Source organism: Pseudomonas oryzicola (genome assembly GCF_014269185.2).
In the GTDB taxonomy this organism is placed as follows: Bacteria; Pseudomonadota; Gammaproteobacteria; order Pseudomonadales; family Pseudomonadaceae; genus Aquipseudomonas; species Aquipseudomonas oryzicola.
The window spans coordinates 3,031,616-3,055,137 of sequence record NZ_JABWRZ020000001.1 but is presented as its reverse complement, the minus strand read 5'-3'; the positions used below and the strand labels follow the sequence as shown (position 1 = coordinate 3,055,137).

Sequence of the window (23,522 nt, the reverse complement as noted above, 5' to 3'; positions counted from 1 at the left end):
TACCGGCGCGACACAATGTCGCAACAAGCAGCGTTGCCAGAACAGCAACTGAGGAAGTTATACAAGTGCGTGGCAAGCACGCACTTGGTTTTTGCCGGCTTATATTATTTCGGCATCGACCACGGTTGCAGGTCGTAACCTTTTTCGCAGAGTTCCGCGCGCACTTCTTCAATCAGGCTGGCCCACTGGGCCGGGTCGGAATAGATGCTCGACGACACTTGCTTGCTGCCGATGCGGGTGCTGGTCCGGTCGATCACTGCCAGGCTCAGTTCACCAGTACCGTTGGGGGCATCCCAGGCTACGCACTGGAAGGGTTCGAAGGCGTGGTCGGCAATCAGCAGTGCTTCGTTGACACGGAGCGGGGCATTCATGGTTCGGTCTCTCTATGGTCCCAAACATCCAGATGAAGTCCGCGTTGCTTTGAAGTCGCCTCGGTGATCGCGAAGTGCAGCGCGGGGTTATGTGTACTGATGCTCAATGTCCGGGGGCAAGTCACACAGGGGTTGTAAAAAATTTTTCGGGGCGGGTTTTCATCCCGACCCTTGCCGCCATGTGATGTCGATAAAATGCGAAAATTCCCATGGCGGATTGTAAAAAAATGATTCGGCAGACAGACGGTACTGGGCACCGTCAACTTCGTTGCTACTGTTAATCGGGCGCCACAACTTGCTGTTTTATTTCACAAAACCAAAAACTGGCGCCAAGGATCGGTCATGCAACAGCCTGCCGCCCAACGCCGTTTGCTCATCGTCGACCCTTGCGACGACTGTCATCGCTTGTTGCCTGGCCTGCGCAGCGCAGGCTGGGATGTGGACAGCTGCAGGCTTGGGGACGCGCTGGATCAGCCTTGCGATGTGGGCCTGTTACGCTTGCAGGCTGTGCACCTGAGGCATCCGGATGCGGTCAAGGACCTGATCACCCGCAGCAATACCGAATGGATTGCCGTGCTCAGCGCCGAACAGTTGCGCATGCCGGCGGTCGGCGATTTTGTCTGCGAGTGGTTTTTCGACTTCCATACCCTGCCATTCGACGTATCCCGGGTGCAGGTAACCCTGGGCCGTGCCTTCGGCATGGCCCGCCTGCGCGGCAGGGGCGTGCGCAAGGTCGAGGAAACCACCCACGAGCTGCTGGGTGAAAGCCGCCCGATCCGCGAGCTGCGCAAGCTGCTGGGCAAGCTGGCACCCACCGAGTCGCCGGTGCTGATCCGGGGTGAAAGTGGCACCGGCAAGGAACTGGTGGCCCGCACCCTGCATCGCCAGTCGCAGCGCAGCGAGCAACCGTTCATCGCCATCAACTGCGGGGCGATACCCGAGCACTTGATCCAGTCGGAATTGTTCGGCCACGAAAAAGGCGCGTTCACCGGTGCTCACCAACGCAAGACCGGGCGCATCGAAGCCGCCCACGGCGGCACGCTGTTTCTCGACGAAATCGGCGACTTGCCGCTGGAGCTGCAGGCCAACCTGCTGCGCTTTCTGCAGGAAAAGCATATCGAGCGCGTGGGCGGCAGCCAGCCGATCCCGGTGGACGTGCGGGTGCTGGCGGCTACCCACGTCGACCTGGAAAAGGCAATCGAGCAAGGGCGCTTCCGCGAGGACCTGTATTACCGTCTCAACGTCCTGCAGGTGGTCACCGCGCCACTGCGTGACCGGCATGGTGACTTGTCCATGCTGGCCAGCCACTTTGCCCAGTTCTACAGCCTGGAAACCGGGCGCCGCCCGCGTTCGTTCAGCGACAACGCCCTGGCGGCCATGGGCCGGCATGATTGGCCGGGTAATGTGCGTGAGCTGGCCAACCGGGTACGCCGCGGGCTGGTCCTTGCCGAAGGCCGGCAAATCGAAGCGCAGGACCTGGGGCTGGAGACGCTCGACCCGGCACAACCGCCACTGGGCACGCTGGAGGAGTACAAGCACCGGGCCGAGCGCCAGGCGCTATGCGACGTGCTCAACCGGCACAGTGACAACCTGAGCGTGGCGGCCAGGGTGCTGGGCATTTCGCGGCCGACGTTCTATCGGTTGCTGCACAAGCACCAGATACGCTGAGGGCGGGTTCGCCCGGCCCTTGCCGGATCGGGCGAACCCGCTGGCGCTACGCTCAATGCGGCCCGCGTGGAATGGTCTTGAGCAGGTCTTCCGGGCTGATGTGCCCCACCACCTGGGCCACCGCGCTGCCTGGGGTCGGCAGGTCGATGATGTGGCTCTTCATCTTGCCGATCACATGCATTTCGCACGGTTTGCAGTCGAACTTCAGGGTCAGCACTTCGTCGCCCTGGATCAGCTGCATCGGCGCCACCTTGGTGCGCACGCCGGTCACGCCCTTGGCCTGCTTGGGGCACAGGTTGAAGGAGAAGCGCAGGCAGTGCTTGGTGATCATCACCGGCACTTCGCCGTGCTCTTCATGGGCCTCGTAGGCGGCGTCGATCAGTTGCACACCATGGCGGTGGTAGAAGTCACGGGCTTTCTGGTTGTACACGTTGGCCAGGAACGACAGGTGCGACTCGGGGTACACCGGCGGTGGCGTGGTCTCGGCCTTGCGCCCACCACGCGGGTGCGCCTGGACACGTGCGGCGGTCAACGCCTCGATGGCTTCGCGGCGCAGGGCCTTGAGCTGCGAGTTGGGGATGAAGTACGCCTGCGGGGCGTCCAGTTCGATGCTGTCGGCGTGGTACATCGTGGTCCCCAGCTGGCCGAGCAGGTCGTGCAACTGCTCCAGCGCCCGCTGCGGCTTGTTGGCCGGGCCGAACGGGCCGTCCAGCGCCACCTGCGCGCTCACGCCTTCCTCGCTGGTGACCGTCAGCGCCAGGCGCTGTTCACGCAACACCGCGTGCCATTGCACGCCGACCCGGCGTTCGGCCGAGGTGCGTTGCAGGGCCTGCTGCCAGTTGTGGTCGAGGTTGCGCGACAGCGGGTGGTTGGGCCGCAGCTTGTGCAGGCCTTCAGGCATCTCGTTGGGCTCGACGCGGTAACGGTAGCGCTTCTCGCCTTCTTCCTCGAACGCGCTGCGCAGCTCAGCGATGTTGGCGCGAAAACCCACCACTTCGCGCTTGACCAGCACGTTCAGGCCGTCGCCATTGGTCAGTGGCACTTCGGTGACTACTTGCAGGTCGCGCTTGCCGACCTTCTCCACCACACCCACCGGCAGGCCGGTGAAGGTTGGCGAGTCGAAGGCGCCGATGTCGACCTTGCGGTCGGTGACGAAGTAGTCGGTGCTGCCGCGATGGAAGGTCTTGTCCGGGTCGGGCACGAAGAAGTGTTCGGTGCGGCCGCTGGAAGCGCGGGCCAGGTCCGGGCGGTCCTCGAGGATGGCGTCGAGTTCCTTGCGGTAGTGGGCAGTGATGTTCTTCACATAGCCCATGTCCTTGTAGCGGCCTTCGATCTTGAACGAGCGCACGCCGGCATCGACCAGGTCGCGCAGGTTGGCGGTCTGGTTGTTGTCCTTCATCGACAGCAGGTGCTTCTCGAAGGCCACCACGCGGCCCTGGTCATCCTTCAGGGTGTAGGGCAGGCGGCAGGCCTGGGAGCAATCGCCACGGTTGGCGCTGCGGCCGGTCTGCGCGTGGGAGATGTTGCACTGGCCGGAGAAGGCCACGCACAAAGCACCGTGGATGAAGAACTCGATGGCGGCGTCGGTCTCGGCGGCGATGGCACGGATCTGCTGCAGGTTCAGCTCGCGGGCCAGCACCAGCTGGGAGAAGCCGGCCTGGTCGAGGAACTTGGCCCGTGCCAGGGTGCGGATGTCGGTCTGGGTACTGGCGTGCAGCTCGATCGGCGGGATGTCCAGTTCCATCACGCCCAGGTCCTGCACGATCAGGGCGTCGACGCCGGCGTCGTACAGCTGGTGGATCAGCGTGCGCGCCGGTTCCAGCTCGTTGTCGTGGAGGATGGTGTTGATGGTGGTGAAAACACGGGCGTGGTAGCGATGGGCGAACTCGACCAGTTCGGCGATATCGCTGACTTCGTTGCAGGCGTTATGGCGCGCGCCGAAGCTCGGGCCGCCGATATAGATGGCGTCTGCGCCGTGCAGGATCGCTTCGCGGGCGATGGCGACGTCACGGGCAGGGCTGAGCAGTTCCAGGTGATTCTTTGGAAGGGACATGTCGTTATAGGTTCGGGCTGTCACGGTTTAGGCGGGCATTGTAGCGGTGAAAGCGGCTGGCGGCATCATTGCGGTGCCGAGAGGTGCAATGCCCGCACTGGCCCTATCGCCGGCAAGCTGGCTCCCACAGGTACTGCAGCGCGGTCGGGGTGGGAGCTGGCTTGCCGGCGATAGGGCCCTTGCAGGTGAATCAGCGCTTGGCGGCCATCGCGGTCACTTCCACGCGCATGCCTTCGACTGCCAGCGCAGCCACGCCGACGGCGGCGCGTACCGGCCAGGGCTTGCTGAAGTAGCGCTGGTACACCTCGTTGAACGCCGCGCGGTCGGCCATGTCGGTCAGGTAGATGGTAAGGTGCAGCACGCGGTCCATGCCGCTGCCGGCTTTTTCCAGCGCCACCTTCAGCGCCTGCAGGGTGCACTCGCTCTGCTCGACGATGCCACCCAGCTCCAGGCTGCCGTCGGCGTGGGTCGGGATCTGAGTGGTGACCAGCACGCCATTGTATTCGGCGACGTCAGAAGAGATCGACTCGGCGTCCGGGTCCGGGGTGTAGATGATGTCTGCATTTGCCATGGTGTGTCTTGCCTTGCAACGGAAGGAAAGCGGCAAGCCTACGCGAGCGCGCTGGCCCGGTCGAGGGCGCCCCGGTGTTTGAAATGCCTGGCGTTCGCCGTCACAATCGCGCCCCATTGCAAAGCCAGGGGTTTACCGTGAACGAACAGACATTGTCCAGGCGCCTGGAGCGCGTGGCCGCCTATGTGCCACAGGACGCGCGCCTGGCCGACATCGGCTCGGACCACGGCTACCTGCCGGTGGCCTTGATGTTGCGCGGGGTGCTGGCGGCGGCAGTGGCCGGCGAGGTGGCACAGACGCCATTCGCCTCGGCCCAGCGAAACGTGCGCAGGAACGGCCTGGAAGGTCGGGTCAGCGTGCGCCTGGCCGATGGCCTGGCAGCGATCGAGCCAGAGGACCGCATCTCGGTGGTCAGCATCTGTGGCATGGGCGGCGACACCATGTGTGACATCCTCGAGGCCGGTAAGCAACGCCTGGCTGGCGTCACCCGCCTGGTGCTACAGCCCAATGGCGGTGAGCGCGAACTGCGCCAATGGCTGATGGACAATGGCTTGCGCATCGTCAACGAAGAACTGTTGCGGGAGAACCGCTTCGACTACGAGATCATCGTCGCCGAGCCAGGGGCGGCAGCGTACAGCGCTGAACAGCTGTATTTCGGCCCGATGCTGCTGCAGGAGAAAAGCGAGGCGTTCCTGGTCAAGTGGCGGCGCATGCTGCGGCAGAAGCAGCAGACCCTGGCCAACTTCGAGCGGGCTCGCGATGCCGTGCCTCAAGCGAAGCTCGACAACTTCAGGCAACAGGTGGGCTGGATCAACGCAGTACTGGCCTGATTCATTGCTGCGAGCAGTTGCCCATCTCCCGGTAGTCGATTTCACGCTGCTGGCCCTGGTGGTCGACATACACCATGTGCGCGGTGCCGACCTGGCAGTCGGCGGCGTTGCTGGCCGGGGTGATGGAAATGACCTTGGCCACGTCCAGCGGCATGCCGTATTCGTAGTGGGTACTGGCGGGCTGGCTGCTGGCGGTGTCGGCGAGAGCGCCGAACGAGGCGAGGCTGGCGGCTATGGCAAGGACAGTGATCGAGCGTTTCATGGCAGGCTCCTTTCAGTGGATGACTCATGATCCATTCATTGGTCATCCACAATAAATGGGCTAATCCGTGATAGATTCCTGCCTATGGCGCAAGAATAATGTAAACGAGGAGCCCATTCATGGACATGCTGCATGCCATGCGTACCTTCGCCCGGGTAGTGGAATGCGGCAGCTTCGCTGCGGCTGCCAACGCCCTGGACATCTCCGCGGCGCAGGTGTCGCGCATCGTGGCAGAACTGGAAAACCAGCTGCAGACCCGCCTGTTGCACCGCACGACGCGGCGTTTGCGCATGAGCGAGGCAGGCGAGCGGTTCCTCGAGCGTTCGCGGCAGATCTTGTTGCTCACCGAAGAAGCCGTGGGCGAAGCCCGTGGTGCGCACCTGACCCCGCGTGGGCACCTGCGTTTGCATTGCCCGCATGGGCTGGGGCTGCTGCTGATGCCGCTGGTGGCCGGCTACAACGCGCTATGTCCGGAAGTGGTGATCGAGCTGACCCTGTCCCAGCGCAACCCGGATCCGCTGGCCGAAGGGCATGACGTGGTGATTACCGTAGACGGGGCGCTGCCGGATTCGCAGTTGATCGCTGTGCCGCTGGGCAACATCTTCAGCATCCCCTGTGCGGCGCCCAGCTATCTGCAGGCCCATGGCGTACCCGAACGCCCGGAAGACCTGCATCAGCACCGTTGCCTGCGCATGGCCTACCCGATGTACGAAGGGGACTGGGTATTCCCGCAAGGGGTGGACCAATGCGTGATCGCGCCGAGCGACAGTTTTTCCACCAACGTCGCCGACGCCATGCTGGTGGCCAGCGAACTGGGCATGGGCATTGGCCTGCTGCCGTTCTATACCGCCAGCCAGGCGATCGAACAGGGGCGCTTGTGCCGGCTGCTGGCCCCGTACCGGCTGAGGGAGAACGCGCTGTACGCGGTGTACCCGTCACGGCATTACCTGGATGCCAAGGTACGGACCTGGATCGACTACCTCAAGGAGCAGCTGCCAGCGTTGTTCGAGGGGCATGCCCAGGTGGTAGATGATGCGCGTTATTGGCGCTGACCTGCGGTCTGGTAGTGGCCCTGGCGCCGGCAAGCCGGCTCCCACAGGCACTGCACAAGGCTTGAGATCGATGCAGTCTGAGGGCTGGCTTGCCGGTGATGGGCCGCACAGCGGCCCCGCCATTGCGGCTACTTACAGCGGATAGTGCTTCAGCTCGCGCGCAATCAGCATGCGCTGGATTTCGCTCGACCCTTCATAGATCTGCGTGATCCGCGCATCGCGGTAATAGCGCTCCACCGGGTAGTCCTCCAGGTAGCCATACCCGCCATGCACCTGGATCGCCATCGAGCACACCCGCTCGGCCATTTCCGAGGCGAACAGCTTGGCCTGTGACGCCTCCGACAGGCATGGCTTGCCAGCGCTGCGCAGGCGCGCGGCATGCAGGATGAGCAGGCGCGCGGCATTCACCTGTACCTGCATGTCGGCCAGCAGGTTGGCGATGCTCTGGTGCTCGTTGATCGGCTTGCCGAACTGCACGCGGTCACGTGAGTACAGCAGCGCGGCTTCGAATGCGGCGCGGGCTATGCCCAAGGCCTGGGCGGCAATGCCGATTCGGCCGCCTTCGAGGTTGGACAGGGCGATGGCCAGGCCCTTGCCACGCTCACCGAGGATATTGGCAGCGGGGATGCGGCAGTTGTCGAAGGTCACCGCACAGGTATCGGACGCGCGGATGCCCATCTTGTGTTCGCTGCGATCAACCTTGAAGCCCGGGTTGTCGGTAGGCACCAGGAATGCCGAGAGGCCCTTCTTGCCCAGCTCGGGATCGGTCACCGCGAAAACGATCGCCAACCCGGCGCGGCGGGCATTGCTCACGAACTGCTTGGCGCCGTTGATCACCCACTGGCCATCCACCAGTTCGGCGCGGGTGCGCAGGTTATGCGCCTCGGAGCCGGCCTGCGGTTCGGTCAGGCAGAAGCAGCCGATCACTTCGCCACTGGCCAGGCGCGGCAACCACTGCTGTTGCTGTTCGGCAGTGCCGTAGGCCAGCAGCGGGCCGCAGCCCACCGAATTGTGGATGCTCATCATCGCCCCGGTGGCGCCGCAGCCGGCGGCAATCTCTTCGACGGCCAGGGCGTAGGCGACATAGTCGGTGTAGCTGCCACCGAACTGTTCCGGCACGACCATGCCCAGCAGGCCCAGTTCGCCCATCTTGCGCACCACGCCATCGTCGATCCAGCCGGCCTTTTCCCAGGCCTGGGCATGCGGGGCGATCTCGCCACGGGAGAAGTCCCGGGCCATGTCGCGGATCATGATCTGTTCTTCGCTCAGTTCCAGGTCTTGCATCTGTGTACTCCCCGGCTCACAGGCCTTCGAAGAATTGTTCGACTCGCTGGCGCTGCAAGGCAGCCAGGGTCGGTGGGTTCCAGCGCGGCTGCTTGTCCTTGTCGATGATCAGCGCACGCACGCCCTCGATGATGTCGCCGTGCTGGAACCACTGACGGTCCAGGTGCAGCTCCATGGCAAAGCAGTCCTCCAGGCTCCGGTGGCGGCCACGGCGCAGCATCTCCAGGGTAACCGCCATGGCCAGCGGCGAGCGGCTTTCCAGCTGGTCGGCGGTGGCCACGGCCCAGGCGTGGCTGTCGCCAATGCTGACAGTGCGCAGTTGTTCGACGATGGCCGGCACATCGGGCAGGGCGAAGAAGTGGTCGATGACCGGGCGCAGTTTTTCCAGTGGGGCATCGTCGAGCACCTGGGTGCCGAGCCCGGCCAGCAGGTTCTGCAGGTCCTTGAGCGGGTGGTCGCCAAAGCGCAACTGGTCGAGGCCGTGGTCGAGGGCGGCGAGCTTGTCGCTGGCCAGGTACCAGTCGGCCAGGCCGCAGTACAGCGCATCGGCTGCCTGGATCTGGGCGCCGCTGACGCCCAGGTAGGTGCCCAGCTCGCCAGGGATGCGCGACAGGAAGTAGCTGCCGCCTACATCAGGGAAGTAGCCGATGCCCACTTCGGGCATGCCCAGGCGGCTGCGCTCGGTGACCACGCGCAGGTCGCAGCCCTGGGCCAGGCCCATGCCGCCGCCCAGGGTGAAGCCGTCCATCAGCACCAGCACCGGCTTGCGGTAATGGTGGATGACCAGGTCGAGCGCGTATTCCTCGACGAAGAACGTCTCATGCAGCGTTTCGCCCGCTTTGAAGCTGTCATGCAGCGACCGGATGTCGCCACCGGCACAGAAGCCTTTGGGGCCCTCGCCACGCAGTACCACGGCCTGCACCTGCGGGTCGTTGGCCCACAGGTCGAAGTGCCGGCGCAGGCTGCGCACCATGTCCAGGGTCAGGGCATTGAGGCCGGCAGGGCGGTTCAGGGTCAGGTGGCCGATGTGGTTGCGGACTTCGGCCAGCACAGGGTCGGTGGCTGAGGTAGTAGCGTGCGCAGTCATTGCGTTCTCCCTGCTTTGTTATTGATTTTCCAAGTGAAGTCTGGAATTCGCTGGAGGATCGCAGAATCCTGTCATGCGAATTTGCCGTGCACAATCGACATATCTGCAGGGGGATTCTGCATTTTTGCCTTGGCCGACGCTACCGCCACTCTACCAAGGTTTCGGTTGCTCCTCGAACTGGGCGGGGCCCCTGGGGCAGGTAACGCCGCGTGACTGCCAAAGGTCAGTCGGCCCGGGTCTTGCCCCAGCCATGCACCACGCAGCCACCAGATGACGCCCAGCCTTTTCTCGCGCACACTGCGGAAAATTCCCAAGCCCGTTCCCCGCCACCTTGTGGGGCACAGCCGGAGTAGAAAATGGCGCGACAACTCATAACAAACGCCCACGACCCGTTGCATGAATCCCGCCAGGCCCGTCTGAAGCTGGCCAGCGAAGGCGAGCTGCCGCTGGGCATGCTGCGCGACGAGATAGACGCCTCCTGGCGCCGCAGCCTGGGCCATGGCCTGGACTGCCTGCAGGGCGAGCAGGTTGGCCTGGGCCTGCAGCAAGGCCATGACCTGCGCATGCTGCTGGAGCGTAACCGCCTGCTGGTCGACGCCGTCACCCCCGAACTGGATTACCTGGTCGCGCGCCAGGGCAAGGCCGGGATCGTCATCCTCGGCGATGCCCAGGCCAATGTGCTGGCCATCGAAGGGCAGAAGCACGTGCTGCAGCGTGAAGGCCTGCGCGACCTGCACCCGGGCAGTTGCTGGAGCGAGTCGCTGCGTGGCACCAATGCCATCGGCACGGCAGTGGTGGAAGGCCGGCCAACGCTGATCAACTGCGGCGAACACTACCTGGACCGCCTCAGCCCGTTTTCCTGCACCTCCGTGCCGCTGCGCGACCCGCGAGGCGAAGTGATCGGTGTGCTCGACATCACCCGCGAAGGGGTGATGGCCCAGCCCCAGGACAGCTTGTCGACGCTGATGCTGGCGGCCGGCAACATCGAAAGCCGGTTGTTCGGCCTGTGCCACCCGGAGCAATTGGTGCTGGCCTTTCACAGCCGCCCGCAGTACCTCAACAGTGCCTGGCATGGCCTGCTGGCACTGAGCCTGGACGGCGCGGTACTGGCCGCCAACGACAGCGCCTGCCAGCTGCTGCAGGTGGCGCGCCATGAGCTGATCGGGCGGCGCAGCAGCGAACTGTTGGGGGACCGCGCACCGGCCTTCATCGCCCGCCTGTGGCAGGGCGGGGTGAGCAGTGTGCAAACGGCCAAGGGCGAGTTCTTCTTCCGCGCCCAGCAGCTACCGCGCCATGGCCGGGTCAATGGCAGCACGCCGGCCGGCAAGCCAACGCCGAGCAAGCAGGCGCCGGCACTTGATGCCTTGGCCGGTGGCGACCCGCGCCTGGCACGCAACCTGCGCATGGCCGGCCAAGGCTTGGGCAATGGCCTGCCGGTGCTACTGCTGGGTGAGACCGGTACCGGCAAGGAGGTGGCCGCCCGAGCCTTGCACCAGGCCAGCGCGCGGGCCGGCAAGCCGTTCGTGGCGGTCAACTGCGCGGCCATTCCCGAAGGGCTGATCGAATCCGAACTGTTTGGCTATCGCGAGGGGGCATTTACCGGTTCGCGCCGGGGCGGCATGGTCGGGCGACTGATGCAGGCTCATGGCGGCACGCTGTTCCTCGATGAGATCGGCGACATGCCGCTGGCCCTGCAGGCGCGCCTGCTGCGCGTGTTGCAGGAGCGGCGGGTGGCGCCGCTGGGGGCGGGTGACGAGCAGGACATTGACGTGGCGCTGATCTGCGCCACTCACCGCGACCTCAAGCGCCTGGTACAGGAGCAGCGTTTCCGCGAGGACCTGTACTACCGGGTCAATGGCGTATCGCTGCGCCTGCCGGCGCTGCGCGAGCGCGCTGACCTGGTCGCGATCATCCAGGGGCTGCTGGACAAGTCCGAGGCGCGCGGTGTCACGCTTGACCCGGCGCTGAGCGCACTGCTCGAAGGGTTCAACTGGCCGGGCAACATTCGTCAACTGGAAATGGTCGTGCGCACGGCGCTGGCCATGCGCGAGGACGGCGAGCAGGTGCTGACCCTGGACCACCTCACCGATTGCCTGCTGGACGAACTGGCCAGTGGCACGCCGCCCTCCGGCAGCCTCAAGGACAACGAGCTGGAGCTGATCCGCGGCGCCCTGGCGCGCCACCAGGGCAACGTTTCGGCCGCCGCCGAGGCGCTTGGCATCAGCCGGGCCACGTTGTACCGCAAGCTCAAACAGTTGCGTGGCTGACATGGGCAGCCTGTTTGCCCGGCTGGTGGAGTCCAGCGACCCGGTTCTCATGCGCCAGGCGTTGGCCTGGTTGTACGGTTTCGTGCGCCCGCATCGGCGTGCCATCGGTTTGTTGCTCGGCTTGTCGCTGGGCGCCTCGCTGCTGGCCCTGGCGCAACCCTGGCTGGTCAAGACGCTGATCGACGAGGGCTTGCTGGCCAAGGACTACCAGACGCTGTGGCACATGGCGGCGATCATGATCGCTGCCGGGCTGCTGGGCACTGTGCTGGCCGGGGTCAACCGCTATCTGCACACGCGCTTGTCGGGGCGCATCCTGTTTGCCCTGCGCGATGACCTGTATCGGCACCTGCAGCAATTGTCGCCAACGTTCTATGGCCGGCGACGTATCGGCGACCTGCTGTCGCGGCTGGATGGTGACGTGGCGGAGATCCAGCGCTTTGCCGTGGATTCACTGTTCTCGGCGGTGTCCGCGGTGATTGGCCTGGTGGGCGCGTTGGCGTTGATGCTGATGCTGTCGTGGCAGTTGTCGCTGCTGCTGGCGCTGCTGGTGCCGATCGAAGTGCTGTGGCTGCGCTGGATGCGGCGCAAGGTCGAGCATGAAGTGCGCAACCTGCGCGAACGTTCGGCGGATGTGTCGGCGTTCCTGGTGGAAACCTTGCCGGCGATGAAGTTCATCCAGGCGGCCGGCCAGCAGGAGCGCGAGGCCGGGCGCCTGGACCAGCTGGGCCAGGGCTACATGCGTCAGTTGCTCAAGGTACAGGTGACCGAGTTCTTCACCCAGGCCATCCCCGGTACGCTGACCTCCTGGTGTCGCGCCTGCGCGTTCCTGGTCGGCGGCTGGTGGGTGATCCAGGGCACCTGGCAGCTAGGTGCGCTGATCGCTTTTTCCACCTACATGGGCATGGCGGTCGGGCCGGTGCAGAGCCTGCTGGGCCTGTACGTGGCGGTGCAGCGCATGGCCGTGAGCCTGGGGCGGGTAATGGAACTCAAGCAGCAGGCCGTAACCGTACGCTCGCCGGCCAACCCGCAGCCGATGCCTGCTGGCCCGGGCGAGCTGCGCCTGGAGGCGCTGAGCTTCGCTCATGAAGGGCGCCAGGGCGCGGTGCTGAACAATGTACAGCTGTGTGTGGCCGGTGGCCTGAAAGTGGCCATCAGCGGTGCCTCGGGGGTCGGCAAGTCGACCTTGATCGATCTGTTGCAGCGCTTCTACGACCCGGATGCCGGGCGCATCCTGCTCGACGGCACCGACCTGCGCGAGCTGGACCTGGTCGCATTGCGCCGGCGCATCGCCGTGGTCAGCCAGGACATCGTGCTGTTCCGTGGCAGCCTGGCGCAGAACCTGGCCTACGGCATGCCCGAGGCCACCCGCGCAGAGCTTGAGCGGGTCGTGCGCCTGGCCCGGCTGGACAGCCTGGTCGAAAGCTTGCCGCTGGGCCTGGACGGCCTGCTCGGTGAGCGTGGCCAGCAATTGTCCGGCGGCCAGAAGCAACGCATCGCCATTGCTCGCGCGGTGCTACAGGCGCCGGCGATCCTGGTGCTGGACGAGGCCACGTCGGCGGTGGACGAAGCTACCGAGCGCGAAGTGATCGCGGCTATCGACCAGTTGTTCGCCGGCCGCACGCGGATCCTGATAAGCCACCGCGCTTCGACCCTGGCCGATGCCGACCTGCACCTGCAGTTGCATGATGGCCAACTGCAGGTGTTGCCCCGGGAGGTGCTCACCCATGGGCACTGATCTGTGCGTCGGCATCATCGACAGCGGCTGCTCGCCGGAGCAGGCCAGCGCGCTGCTGCGGGCGCGACGCTTCTGGCTGGAGGATGGCCAGTTGCGCGAAGGTGCAACATTGCCCGACCCGCTCGGGCACGGGGGCGCGGTACTGGATGCCTTGCAGCGTGAGGCCGGGTCGGTGCCGGTGCTGGTGGCCCAGGTCTTCAGTGGCCAGGCCAGTACCAGTGCGTTGCAGGTCGCGGCCGCGCTGCTATGGCTGGTAGAGGCGGGGGCCAGGTTGGTCAACCTCAGCCTTGGCCTGCAGCAGGACCGGCCCGTGCTGCACCAGGCGTGTGCCGAAGCCATTGCCGCCGGCGTGCTGCTGTGTGCGTCCAGCCCGGCACAAGGTGGGCCGGTGTATCCGGCCAGTTACCCGGGGGTGATTCGGGTCACCGGCGATGCCCGCTGCGCGCCAGGCCAATGGTCGTGGCTTGGCAGCCGACAGGCAGACTTCGGCGGCTATGTGGGGGCGGGTGGCAGGGCCGGTGCGAGCCTGGGATGCGCGGCGCTGAGCGGCCGGGTCGCCGCGTTGCTGCGTGAGGAGCCTGGCATGGGCCGCCAGCAGGTCCGTGACTGGTTGCGCCAGCACGCGGCGTTTGTCGGCCCCGAGCGACGGGGGGGCGGGCATGCCTGAACCGCGCATCGTGGTGCTGGGCGCAGGCCCGGCTGGGGCGGCCACGGCGATTGGCTTGCGGCGCCTGGGCTACCCGGTCACGGTGGTGTCCGAGTGGCGGCGCTTCGCGGCGGTCGAAGGGGTTTCACAACGAGTGCTGGAGGGGCTGCGTCACGCTGGCCTTGGCGCTGCCCTGGGCCAGGCGGCCATGCCGGCCACGCGACGGGTGCAGTGGAACGCCCGGCAACTGCAGCTGAACCAGGAATTCCTGCTCGACCGGCAACGGTTTGATCGGGCGCTGCGCGACGATCTCCAGCAGGCGGGCGCAAGCGTGGTCGAGGGGCGCGTGCGTGACGTCTCGCACGACGGCGTTCATCAGGTGCGTGTGGACGACGGGCAAGTATTGCTGGCCGATTTCCTGGTGGAGGCCCGCGGCCGTCAGGCGCCTTTGACGGCTGACCGCCTGCGCGGGCCGGAGACGGTCAGCCTGCTCAATGTCTGGCAGGGCAGCCCGGGTACGCCAGCATCGGCGGTGGAGAGCGTGGCGGATGGCTGGGCGTGGATGGCGCGACTGGAAGATGGCCGCTGCTACTGGCAGGTCACCCTGGACGCCGCCGGCCTGCCGGGCAAGGCCGGGTTGGCAGCGTACTGTGCAGCGCGGCGGGCGCGCAGCGCTCTGGTCGCAGAGCTGTTCGACGCCCAGGCATTGGCGCCGGCGCAGGTGCATGCGCGCAGTAGTACGGCAATTCTGGCCGGCGAATGCGTCGGGCCGGACTGGATACGGGTGGGCGATGCCGCAATGGCCGTTGACCCGTTGTCGGGCAACGGCATATTCCAGTCGCTGTCTTCGGCGTTGCAGGCGCCGGTGGTGATCAATACGTTGCTGTGCCGGCCCGAGCGGGCTGCATTGGCGCGGCAATTTCACCAGCAGCGGGTCGAACAGCTGTTCTTGCGCTTTGCCAGGATCGGGCGGGATTTCTATGGCCAGGAACAGACTCGGATGGGGCAGCCGTTCTGGGACCGACGCCAGGCATGGCCGGATGGGCAAGCGTTGCATGTGGCGGCAGACTGGCAGGCGCTCAGGGTTGAGCGGCGGCCGGTGTTGCGCGATGGCTGGGTGGACGAGGCCGAGGTGGTGGTGACGGCGGATCAGCCGTTGGGGGTGTGGCATTTGCAGGGGCTGGAGTTGGCGCCAGTCGTGCGGGCGTTGCAGGCTGGCCGGCCACTCCAGGCAATCTTGAACGGTCGCCCGGTAGGGCAGCAGATGACGTTGCGGCGTTGGCTGGCCGAGCAGGGCTATCGCTGAAAATCCGCGGCCGTGTTGCGCCCCGATCACCGTTAAGCCAGCCCCACCGGGGCAGCACAGGCTGCGAGAGCAGTGGTTTACCTGTGGAGCTGGCTTGCTGGCGCCAGGGCCAGACCAGGGGCGTCGTCAGAGCTTGATCAGCACCGACTTCAGCTCGGTGTAGTGCTCGATGGCCGCCGCGCCCATCTCGCGGCCGACACCGGACATCTTGTAGCCACCAAACGGCAGGGCCGGGTCCAGCGCGCTGTGGCAGTTGACCCACACCGACCCCGACTTGATACGTGGGATCATCCGGTGCACGGCGGCCAGGTCGTTCGACCAGATGCTCGCGCCCAGCCCATAGGGGTTGTCATTGGCCAGGCCGACCACTTCGTCGATGTCGTCGAACGGCATCGCCACCAGCACTGGCCCGAAGATTTCTTCCTGTACCAGGCGGTGACGCTGGTCGACGTCGACGATCACCGTTGGCTTGACGAAATAGCCCGGCCCGAAACCTTCGCCGCCACAGGCGATGGTCGCGCCCAGTTCGCGGCCAAGCTCGATGTAGCCGGTGACGCGGTCCTGCTGCTTGGCCGAGATCAACGGCCCCATCTGCACCGCCGGGTCCAGGCCGCTGCCGAGTTTCATGCCATTGGCGATGCCGGCGATGTCAGCTACCACATTGTCGAAGTGCTTGCGGTGTACATACAGTCGGGAGCCTGCGCAGCACACCTGGCCCTGGTTGAAGAAGATCGCCGTGGCGGCACCGGCAGCCGCCTCCTGCAGGTTGGCATCGGGCATGACGATGGTCGGCGACTTGCCGCCAAGTTCCAGGGTGACACGGGTCATGTTGTCCATGGCCGCCTTGCCGATCAGCTTGCCAACTTCGGTGGAGCCGGTGAAGGTCAACTTGTCCACGCCGGGGTGGCGGCTGAGCGCGGCGCCGGCGTTCAGGCCGGTGCCGGTAACCACGTTGAACACGCCAGCCGGGTAGCCGGCTTCGTCCACCAGTTCGGCCAGCTTGAGCACGCTCAGCGGTGTTTCGTCCGCGGGCTTGAGCACGACGGTGCAACCGCTAGCCAGGGCCGGGCCGAGCTTCCAGCAGGCCAGCAGCAACGGGAAGTTCCAGGCGACGATGGCGCCGACCACGCCGACTGCTTCGCGGCGAACAAAACCGTGGAACTGCTCGTTGGGCAGCAACGGCAGCGAGGGTTCGACGGTGCTACCCTCGATCTTGGTGGCCCAGCCGGCCATGTAGCGCAGAAAATCGATGGCCAGCTGCACGTCCATCACTTGGGCCACGGCGGCGCTCTTGCCGTTGTTCAGGCATTCCAGTTCGGCCAGCTGGCGGGCGTCGCGTTCCATCAGGTCGGCCAGGCGCCACAGCAGGTTCTGCCGTTCGCGTGGGCGCAGGCGGCTCCACGGCGAATCGTCGAAGGCCTGGCGCGCGGCGCGCACGGCCCGGTCGACATCTTCGGCGTCGGCGGCGGGCACTTCACCCAGTACCTCACCAGTGGCGGGGTTGCGGAACGACAGGGTGCGACCGCTGGCGGCATCCTGCCAGTCGGCGCCGATGCGCATCTTCAGCTTGCGTTCGAGAAAGGCGCGGGTGGCGGGCAGGATGGGCAGTTCGGAAAGCATTGGGCTGTGCCTCTTGTCATTGGATGTGACAGGCAGAGGCGCAATGGCCGTGCCAAGCTGGGCAAGTGCCGGTAAAGCGTTGAAGGCGTTGGGTTTTGTCTGCGAGCAAGGCTGGGATTGCAAGGTGGCGCTGTTACACATTGAGACGCTGTGAGACGGTGTTGCAACAGTGGCCTCCCTGGCCAGTCCTTGCCGGCGAGTGGCCTGCGTAGCGGTCCTGTCTCAACCTGACACACGCTGTCGCGAAATGGCACGCTGCAGTTGGCCATCGCTGCTGGCATCAAGCGCCCGAAAACCGGCTAACAGGTTGAAAGAAAACACTTTCATAACATCTGGCACAGTTCCTGTATCGCAACCGTCACATGCACACCTGCTGTTCCAAAGCGTGCGAAAACGATAAGAACAACAACCGTGGAGGTCTGACCTTGAAGACGACTCGACTCCGGCGGCATGCGGGCAAACTGGCGCTGGTCGCCGCCGCGCTGCTGAGCACCCAGGCCATGGCGGCCGAGCAGGGCCCGAGCCTGTTGCAGAACAAGTGCATGGGGTGCCATATCCCCGAAGGCAACGATAGCTACAGCCGTATCAGCCATCAGCGTAAAACACCGGAAGGCTGGCTGATGAGCATTGCGCGCATGCAGGTGATGCACGGCCTGCAGATCAGCGACGACGACCGCCGCACCCTGGTCAAATACCTCGCCGACAAGCAGGGCCTGGCGCCCAGCGAGACCGATGGTGTGCGTTACGCCATGGAGCGCCGGCTGAATACCGTCGAGCAGTTCGATACCCAACTCAGCGAAACCTGTGGCCGTTGCCACTCGGGTGCCCGTGTTGCCTTGCAGCGGCGCCCGGCCAAGGAATGGGAACACCTGGTCAACTTCCACCTCGGCCAATGGCCATCCCTCGAATACCAGGCCCAGGCGCGTGACCGCGACTGGCTGCCGATCGCCCTGCAGCAGGTGGTGCCCGACCTGGCCAAGCGCTACCCGCTGGAAAGCGCGGCGTGGGCCGAATGGCAGAAGGCCAGGCCCAAGGCCGATGCGCTGCCGGGCCAGTGGGCGTTCAGCGGCCACATGCTGGCCAAGGGCGATGTGCGCGGGGTGATGAGCGTCACGCCTGACCAGGGCGACACCTTCAAGGTCGAGGTCAAAGGCGCTTATGCCGACGGCACGCCGTTCAATGGCAGCGGTTCGGCGATCCTCTACAACGGCTATGAGTGGCGTGGCAACGTCAAGGTCGGCGACGCCAACCTGCGCCAGGTGTTCGCCGCGCTGGATGGCGAAATGAAAGGCCGCATGTTCGAGGCCGAGCACGACGAGCGTGGCCTGGACTTCACCGCAGTGAAGGAGGGCAAGGCGCGCCTGCTGGCGGTACAACCGGCATTCATCAAGGCCGGTGGCGAAAGCGAGATCACCCTGGTCGGCAGCGGCCTGGCCGGTAAACCGGAGCTGGGCGCTGGCGTGGAAGTGACCGAAGTGCTGGAGCAGACCCCGACCCTGGTACGGGTGAAAGCCCGCGCCGCAGCCGATGCCAAGCCAGGCCAGCGCGAAGTCGCCTTGGGGGCGCTCAAGGGCGTCAACCTGGCGGTGTACGACAAAGTCGATGAAGTGAAAGTGGTGCCGGCGTTCTCCATCGCCCGTATCGGCGAAAACGGCGCCTCGGTGCGCAAGGTGCAGGGCCGCTTCGAGGCCGAAGCCTGGGGCAAGGACGCCAACGGCCAGCCACTGCGCATCGGCTACTTGCCGGCCAGCTGGAAGGTCGAGCCGTTCAACGAGCGAGCGGTCGAGGACGAAGACGTCAAGTTCGCCGGGCAAATGCAGGCCGATGGTGTGTTCGTGCCCGGCGGCGCCGGCCCCAACCCGGCGCGCAAGATGATGACCAACAACGCCGGCAACCTGAAGGTCATCGCCACCCTGGCCGACGGTGGCCAGACCGGCGAAGGGCACATGATCGTCACCGTACAGCGCTGGAACAACCCGCCGCTGCCGTAACGGCAGGGGGCTTACGGTTTTCCAACGGATCGATTATCGGGAGGTCGCCATGGGCGCACTACTGAACCTGGTCGAACGCAACCTGCATGAAGTGCAGGTCGATGCCGACCGCATGCTGTTCCATATCCCCAGCAGTTCGCTGTTCACCGCCGATGCGGTGACCGCCGGCATCATCGACACCCTGCGCCAGCAAGGCTGCTCGGCCGAAGAGCTGATGCAGCGCCTTGGCCAGCAGTTTGCCGGCGGCGATATCCAGGACACCCTGCGCGAGCTGATCGCGCTGGAGCTGGTCAGCGACGGCTCGCCGCTGACCCCGGAAATCGCCCTCAAGCAGGTCGAGCGCACTGCGCTGAACACTGTAGTGCTCAACGTCAACACCGGCTGCAACCTCAGTTGCACCTACTGCTACAAGGAAGATCTGGACAAGCCGTCCGCAGGCAGGAAGATGAGTACCGCCACCGCCGAGGCTTCGGTGGAGATGCTGCTCAAGGAGTCGCCCGACGAGCAGCGCTACAGCGTGGTGTTCTTCGGTGGCGAGCCGCTGTCCAACCGGCCACTGATCGAGCACATGGTCGCCTACTGCGAGCGGCGCTTCGCCGAGGCGGGCAAGCAGGTGGAGTTCATCATGACCACCAATGCCACCTTGCTCACCGAAGAGATCGTCGACTGGCTCGACGCCCACCGCTTCGGCCTGTCGGTCAGCATCGATGGCCCCAAGACCGTTCACGACCGCAACCGCATCACCGTGGGCGGGCAGGGCACCTATGACGTGGTGCGGCGCAAGGTCGACATGCTGCTGTCGCGCTACCACAGCCGCCCGGTGGGCGCGCGGGTCACGCTGACCCGTGGCATCACCGACGTCGAGACCATCTGGAACCACCTGTTCAACGAGCTGGGCTTCGCTGAAGTCGGCTTTGCCCCGGTCACCTCCGGCGACATGGCCAACTTCAACCTCCGCGGCGAAGAGTTGGTGCAGGTGTTCGCCAACATGAAGGCGCTGGGCCGGCGTTACCTTGAGGCTGCGCTGGAGCACCGCAACATCGGCTTCTCCAACCTGCACCAGCTGATCACCGACATCCACGAAGGCCACAAGAAGGCCCTGCCGTGCGGCGCCGGGCTGAAGATGCTGGCCGTGGACCACGAGGGTGAGCTGAACCTGTGCCACCGCTTCACCGGTTCCAGCCTGCCGACCTTCGGCAATGTGCACCAGGGCGTGAAGCAGGCGCACCTCAACGACTTCCTGTCGCAGCGCCTGGACCGCAGCAACACCGGCTGTGACAGCTGTCGCATCCGCAACCTGTGCTCCGGCGGCTGCTACCACGAAAGCTATGCCCGCTATGGCGACCCGCAGCACCCGACCTACCACTATTGCGAACTGATGCGCGACTGGGTCGACTTCGGCATCGAAGTCTACAGCCGCATCATGGCCGCCAACCCGGCCTTCATCGATCGCTACATCACTCCGCGGAAGGCGCACTGACATGAAGCACTTGAAGCCCCTGAACAACAAGGCGCGCATCCTCGAACAGGCCGCCGCCGAAGACCGCGTCGAAGAAGTCATGGCCATGAGTGCGGTGGCGGGCTGCACCGCCACCACCGACCCGGGCTGGGAAGTGGACGCCTTTGGTGGCGTGAGCTCGCTGTGCCAGCCGATGGAGGCCGACCTGTATGGCTGCTCCGACCCTTGCTGGTGGCCGGCCCAGGTGCCGGACATGATGAGCACCTACCAGGACTGGAATGCCCAGGCGAGCAACTCGGCGCAAGACTGGCGCAACCTCGGCACCGTGTTCCCGAAAGACAAGTGACCGGCCCAACAAGAATGACAAGGGGAAACCGCATGAAAGCTGGACGCTGCGCGTCACTCGCGCTCACCATCGCCGCCACGGCCTGTGCCGGGCTGGTACAGGCCGCCGACACCGGGCCGGCGCTGAAGGCTGGCCACGAATACATGATCGTGACCAACTACCCGAACAACTTGCACGTGGTCGATGTGGCCAGCGACACGGTGTACAAGAGCTGCGTGATGCCCGACAAGTTCGGCCCAGGCACCGCGATGATGGCGCCGGACAACCGCACCGCCTACGTGCTCAACAACCACTACGGTGACATCTACGGCATCGACCTGGACACCTGCAGGAACACCTTCCACGCCAACCTGTCCAGTGTGCCGGGAGAGGTGGGGCGGTCGATGTACTCGTTCGCCATCAGCCCGGACGGCAAGGAGGTGTACGCCACGGTCAACCCGACCCAGCGGCTGAACGACCACTACGTGGTCAAGCCACCACGGCTGGAGGTGTTCAGCACCGCCGATGGCCTGGAGGCCAAGCCGGTGCGCACCTTCCCGATGCCGCGCCAGGTGTACCTGATGCGTGCGGCGGACGATGGCAGCCTGTACGTCGCCGGGCCGGACATCTACAAGATGGACGTGAAGACCGGCAAGTACACGGTGGCCTTGCCGCTGCGCAACTGGAACCGCAAAGGCTACAGCGCCCCGGACGTGCTGTATTTCTGGCCGCACCAGAGCCCGCGCCATGAGTTCTCGATGCTGTACACCATTGCCAGGTTCAAGGATGACAAGCAGGACCCGGCCACTGCCGAGCTGCTGTATGGCTACCTGAGCGTCGACCTGAAGACCGGCAGGACCCACACCCAGGAATTCGCCGACCTGACCGAGCTGTACTTCACCGGGCTGCGTTCGCCAAAAGACCCGAACCAGATCTACGGCGTACTCAACCGCCTGGCCAAGTACGACCTCAAGCAGCGCAAGCTGATCAAGGCGGCTAATCTGGAGCACACCTATTACTGCGTCACGTTCGACAAGAAGGGCGACAAACTGTACCTGGGCGGCACCTTCAACGACCTGGCGGTGTTCAACCCGGATACGCTGGAGAAAGTGAAGAACATCAAGTTGCCGGGTGGTGACATGTCGACCACGACGCCGCAGGTGTTCATCCGCTAAGCAGGTGTTGGCTTCATCGCAGATAAATCCGCTCCTACAGGTTGAGGTGATTCTGTAGGAGCGGATTTATCCGCGATAGGGCCGGTACAACCAACACAAGAACAACAAGAGAATACCCATGCCCCAGCCAAGCTACTCCCAGGGCGACCCGGAAAAGCCCTTGCTCAGCCAATGCATCGGCGATGCCTTCGACGCCACCGTCGCCCGCTTCCCCGATCGCGAAGCCTTGGTAGTCCGCCACCAGGCCCTGCGCTACACCTGGCGCCAACTGGCCGCTGCAGTTGACCAGCACGCCCGCGCCCTGATGGCCCTGGGCGTGCAACCCGGCGACCGCCTGGGCATCTGGGCACCCAACTGCGCCGAATGGTGCATCACCCAGTTCGCCAGTGCCAAGGTTGGCGCGATCCTGGTCAACATCAACCCGGCCTACCGCTCCAGCGAGCTGGACTACGCCCTCGGCCAGTCCGGCTGCCGCTGGGTGATCTGCGCCGATGCGTTCAAGACTTCCGATTACCACGCCATGCTGCTGGGCCTGGTTCCGGGCCTGGCCAGCGACCAGCCGGGCGCCCTGATCTGCGAACGCTTCCCCGAGTTGCGCGGTGTTGTCAGCCTGGCTGCCGCGCCACCGCCGGGCTTTCTCGCCTGGCACGAGCTGCAGGCTCGTGCCACGGCTGTCAGCCGCGAAGCCTTGGCCGAGCGCCAGGCACAGCTGCGCTGCGACGACCCGATCAATATCCAGTACACCTCGGGCACCACCGGTTTCCCGAAAGGCGCCACCCTGAGCCACAGCAACATCCTCAACAACGGCTACATGGTCGGTGAAAGCCTGGGCCTGACCGAGCATGACCGGCTGGTGGTGCCGGTGCCGCTGTACCACTGCTTTGGCATGGTCATGGCTAACCTCGGCTGCATGACCCACGGCAGCACACTGATCTACCCCAACGATGCCTTCGACCCACTGGCCACGCTACGCGCTGTGTCAGAGGAAAAGGCGACCGCGCTGTATGGCGTGCCGACCATGTTCATCGCCGAGCTGGACCACCCGCAACGTGCGGAATTCGACCTGTCGAGCCTGCGCACCGGGATCATGGCCGGTGCCACCTGCCCGATCGAGGTGATGCGCCGGGTGATCGGCGAGATGCACATGGCCGAAGTGCAGATTGCCTATGGCATGACCGAGACCAGCCCGGTGTCATTGCAGACCGGGCCGGACGATGACCTGGAGCGCCGGGTGACCAGTGTCGGCCGTACCCAGCCACGGCTGGAGAACAAGGTGGTCGACGCTGACGGCAACACCGTGCCGCGTGGCGAGATAGGCGAGCTGTGTACCCGTGGCTACAGCGTGATGCTCGGTTACTGGAACAACCCCAAGGCCACCGCAGAAAGCATTGATGGTGAAGGCTGGATGCACACCGGCGACCTGGCGGTGATGGACGAGCAGGGCTATGTGCGCATCGTCGGGCGCAGCAAGGACATGATCATTCGTGGCGGCGAAAACATCTACCCGCGCGAGCTGGAAGAGTTCTTCTTTACCCACCCGGCGGTGGCCGATGTGCAGGTGATCGGCGTGCCCTGCAGCAAGTACGGCGAGGAGATCGTGGCCTGGGTGCGGCTGCACCCGGGGCATACCGCCAGTGAGGATGAGCTGCGTGAGTGGGCGAGGGCGCGGATAGCGCACTTCAAGGTGCCCCGGTACTTCCGCTTTGTCGATGAGTTCCCGATGACGGTGACTGGCAAGGTGCAGAAGTTCCGCATGCGCGAGATAAGTGTCGAGGAGATGCCTGCCGGGTGATGTGTCGCCTGTGCTGGCCTCTTCGCGG

Annotated in this window: 19 protein-coding genes; 12 read left to right on the top strand and 7 right to left on the bottom strand. The window is 65.1% G+C overall.

Translation table 11 applies throughout. The annotated features are described in order from the left end of the window. Positions 1 to 104: 104 nt before the first annotated feature. Positions 105 to 371: a hypothetical protein gene (locus HU760_RS14065; RefSeq protein WP_186676691.1), complete on the bottom strand. Its 267-nt coding sequence runs from the start codon at positions 369 to 371 to the stop codon at positions 105 to 107. Positions 372 to 713: 342 nt separating this feature from the next. Between HU760_RS14065 and HU760_RS14060 the strand changes: the two genes are divergently transcribed. After that, positions 714 to 2,039 (top strand): sigma-54 dependent transcriptional regulator, encoded by a 1,326-nt coding sequence (locus tag HU760_RS14060; RefSeq protein ID WP_186676694.1) that lies wholly within the window; start codon positions 714 to 716, stop codon positions 2,037 to 2,039. Between the two features lie 52 nt (positions 2,040 to 2,091). On the opposite strand, the gene HU760_RS14055 is transcribed toward HU760_RS14060, so the two are convergent. Together HU760_RS14055 and HU760_RS14050 are read right to left on the bottom strand one after the other, a co-directional pair. Next, positions 2,092 to 4,092 carry a peptidase U32 family protein gene (locus HU760_RS14055; RefSeq protein ID WP_186676697.1) on the bottom strand — a complete coding sequence of 667 codons (2,001 nt, stop codon included), beginning with the start codon at positions 4,090 to 4,092 and terminating at the stop codon, positions 2,092 to 2,094. A gap of 190 nt (positions 4,093 to 4,282) precedes the next feature. After that, complete coding sequence (locus HU760_RS14050; protein ID WP_186676698.1) at positions 4,283 to 4,663, bottom strand: RidA family protein; 381 nt, start codon at positions 4,661 to 4,663, stop codon at positions 4,283 to 4,285. A gap of 137 nt (positions 4,664 to 4,800) precedes the next feature. Between HU760_RS14050 and HU760_RS14045 the strand changes: the two genes are divergently transcribed. Next, positions 4,801 to 5,493 carry a tRNA (adenine(22)-N(1))-methyltransferase gene (locus HU760_RS14045; protein WP_186676699.1) on the top strand — a complete coding sequence of 231 codons (693 nt, stop codon included), beginning with the start codon at positions 4,801 to 4,803 and terminating at the stop codon, positions 5,491 to 5,493. A 1-nt stretch (position 5,494) separates the two neighbouring features. On the opposite strand, the gene HU760_RS14040 is transcribed toward HU760_RS14045, so the two are convergent. Beyond that, positions 5,495 to 5,755, bottom strand: coding sequence for a DUF2790 domain-containing protein (locus HU760_RS14040; protein WP_186676700.1), 261 nt, complete (start codon positions 5,753 to 5,755; stop codon positions 5,495 to 5,497). Positions 5,756 to 5,874: 119 nt separating this feature from the next. Here HU760_RS14040 and HU760_RS14035 point away from each other — a divergent pair, with 119 nt between their 5' ends. Beyond that, positions 5,875 to 6,807 carry a LysR family transcriptional regulator gene (locus HU760_RS14035; RefSeq protein ID WP_186676701.1) on the top strand — a complete coding sequence of 311 codons (933 nt, stop codon included), beginning with the start codon at positions 5,875 to 5,877 and terminating at the stop codon, positions 6,805 to 6,807. A gap of 132 nt (positions 6,808 to 6,939) precedes the next feature. Here HU760_RS14035 and HU760_RS14030 read toward each other — a convergent pair whose 3' ends face one another. After that, positions 6,940 to 8,091 (bottom strand): acyl-CoA dehydrogenase family protein, encoded by a 1,152-nt coding sequence (locus HU760_RS14030; protein ID WP_186676702.1) that lies wholly within the window; start codon positions 8,089 to 8,091, stop codon positions 6,940 to 6,942. A gap of 16 nt (positions 8,092 to 8,107) precedes the next feature. Continuing rightward, positions 8,108 to 9,178: an enoyl-CoA hydratase/isomerase family protein gene (locus HU760_RS14025; RefSeq protein ID WP_186676710.1), complete on the bottom strand. Its 1,071-nt coding sequence runs from the start codon at positions 9,176 to 9,178 to the stop codon at positions 8,108 to 8,110. A gap of 356 nt (positions 9,179 to 9,534) precedes the next feature. Between HU760_RS14025 and HU760_RS14020 the strand changes: the two genes are divergently transcribed. The 4 genes from HU760_RS14020 to qhpG are packed head-to-tail and all read left to right on the top strand — an operon-like array spanning position 9,535 to position 15,132. Next, entirely contained in the window at positions 9,535 to 11,445 is a 1,911-nt protein-coding gene (locus HU760_RS14020; RefSeq protein ID WP_186676712.1) for a sigma-54-dependent Fis family transcriptional regulator, read from the top strand. A 1-nt stretch (position 11,446) separates the two neighbouring features. Beyond that, positions 11,447 to 13,180 carry an ABC transporter ATP-binding protein gene (locus HU760_RS14015; RefSeq protein ID WP_186676713.1) on the top strand — a complete coding sequence of 578 codons (1,734 nt, stop codon included), beginning with the start codon at positions 11,447 to 11,449 and terminating at the stop codon, positions 13,178 to 13,180. Next, positions 13,170 to 13,847, top strand: a complete 678-nt coding sequence (gene qhpE / locus HU760_RS14010) for a subtilisin-like serine protease QhpE (RefSeq protein WP_186676714.1) — start codon at positions 13,170 to 13,172, stop codon at positions 13,845 to 13,847. The genes HU760_RS14015 and qhpE overlap by 11 nt, the downstream gene beginning before the upstream one ends. Next, positions 13,840 to 15,132, top strand: coding sequence for a flavin-dependent monooxygenase QhpG (gene qhpG, locus HU760_RS14005; protein WP_186676715.1), 1,293 nt, complete (start codon positions 13,840 to 13,842; stop codon positions 15,130 to 15,132). Before qhpE ends, qhpG begins: the two co-directional genes overlap by 8 nt. A gap of 126 nt (positions 15,133 to 15,258) precedes the next feature. Here the strand turns inward: qhpG and HU760_RS14000 are convergent, their stop codons facing one another. Beyond that, positions 15,259 to 16,752 carry an aldehyde dehydrogenase family protein gene (locus HU760_RS14000; RefSeq protein WP_186676718.1) on the bottom strand — a complete coding sequence of 498 codons (1,494 nt, stop codon included), beginning with the start codon at positions 16,750 to 16,752 and terminating at the stop codon, positions 15,259 to 15,261. Between the two features lie 425 nt (positions 16,753 to 17,177). Here HU760_RS14000 and peaA point away from each other — a divergent pair, with 425 nt between their 5' ends. The 5 genes from peaA (at position 17,178) to HU760_RS13975 (ending at position 23,494) form a co-directional block, all read left to right on the top strand. Next, complete coding sequence (gene peaA / locus HU760_RS13995; protein WP_186676728.1) at positions 17,178 to 18,743, top strand: quinohemoprotein amine dehydrogenase subunit alpha; 1,566 nt, start codon at positions 17,178 to 17,180, stop codon at positions 18,741 to 18,743. Between the two features lie 49 nt (positions 18,744 to 18,792). Continuing rightward, positions 18,793 to 20,223 (top strand): quinohemoprotein amine dehydrogenase maturation protein, encoded by a 1,431-nt coding sequence (gene peaB / locus HU760_RS13990; protein ID WP_186676740.1) that lies wholly within the window; start codon positions 18,793 to 18,795, stop codon positions 20,221 to 20,223. 1 nt (position 20,224) lies between these two features. Beyond that, positions 20,225 to 20,548, top strand: coding sequence for a quinohemoprotein amine dehydrogenase subunit gamma (gene qhpC, locus HU760_RS13985; RefSeq protein ID WP_186676745.1), 324 nt, complete (start codon positions 20,225 to 20,227; stop codon positions 20,546 to 20,548). 32 nt (positions 20,549 to 20,580) lie between these two features. Next, positions 20,581 to 21,702: a quinohemoprotein amine dehydrogenase subunit beta gene (gene peaD, locus HU760_RS13980; RefSeq protein ID WP_186676755.1), complete on the top strand. Its 1,122-nt coding sequence runs from the start codon at positions 20,581 to 20,583 to the stop codon at positions 21,700 to 21,702. Between the two features lie 118 nt (positions 21,703 to 21,820). Then, positions 21,821 to 23,494, top strand: a complete 1,674-nt coding sequence (locus tag HU760_RS13975) for a fatty acid CoA ligase family protein (protein ID WP_186676756.1) — start codon at positions 21,821 to 21,823, stop codon at positions 23,492 to 23,494. Positions 23,495 to 23,522: the final 28 nt, after the last annotated feature.